1 protein-coding gene is annotated in these 1,036 nt (G+C 69.6%); it reads right to left on the bottom strand.

The features are described from left to right. On the bottom strand, positions 1-1,036 hold a 1,036-nt coding region (locus tag AB0J58_RS45210; RefSeq protein ID WP_364228064.1), incomplete at its 5' end, for a zinc-dependent dehydrogenase.

Here is a 1,036-nt window from a genome sequence, read left to right as displayed (position 1 = left end):
TCAGGGTTCGATGGTGACCTTGATGGCCTCGCCCCTGCTGACGATGTCGATCCCCTCCAGAACCTCCGCGAGCGGCAACCGGTGCGTGATCAGATCGGAGACCGGCACCGAACCGTCGGCGATCAACCCCAGAGCCCGCGCGTTGTGCGCGGGACTGGACCCGTTCGCCCCCACGATGGTCAACTCCCGGTAGTGCACCAGATTGGAGTCACACCCGATGATCGGATTGTCCTTGGGCAGACCACCGAAGAAACTGATCCGCCCCTGACGGGCCGCCATCCGCAACGCCTGCTCCTGGGCCGCTCCCGAGGCCGCGGCGGTGATGACGACATCGGCGCCCCTGTCCTCGGTCAGCTTGAGCACCTGCTCGACCACGTCCTGGCCGTGCACCGCCGCGTCCGGGGCGACCAGGGCGGCCGCCATCTCCAGCCGCTCGGCGTTGATGTCGACCAGGAAGACCCGGCCCGCGCCGCGCGAGCGGGCCAGCCGCACGTGCAGGCAGCCGATCGGGCCCGACCCCATGATCACCACGTCGTCGCCCTCGCCGACCCGGGCCAGCTCCTGGCCGTTGAGCACGCACGCCAGCGGCTCGGCCACCGAGGCCTCGGCGAAACCGACCCCGTCGGGGATGCGGTTGACGCCGTCGACCGCGAGCACCTTGGCCGGGATGATCATGTAGTCGGCGAAACCGCCGTCGTAGTGATACCCCATCGACTCCTGGTTCGGGCACACCGTCATCCGGCCCCGCCGGCACTCCTGGCAGCTGCCGCACGGGATCGCGGCGATCACCTGCACCCGCTCACCCGCGGCCCATCCGCTCACCCCCTCGCCGACCTCGGCGACCTCACCGGCGATCTCGTGGCCCATGACCCTGGGCGGCCGGATGTGGTGGTGACCGTGCCGGGAGATCTTCACGTCCGTGCCGCAGGTCGAGCAGTTGCGCACACCGATCTTGATCTCACCCGGTCCGGCGACGGGTTCTGGCGCCTCCTCGACGCGGATATCGCCGGGAGCGTAGAAACGGGCGACCTTCACT

The sequence above is a fragment of the Streptosporangium sp. NPDC049644 genome, assembly GCF_040675205.1.
Lineage (GTDB): Bacteria > Actinomycetota > Actinomycetes > Streptosporangiales > Streptosporangiaceae > Streptosporangium > Streptosporangium fukuiense.
Note: the sequence above shows the minus strand (reverse complement) of the source record. Positions and strands in the feature narration are given on the sequence as shown.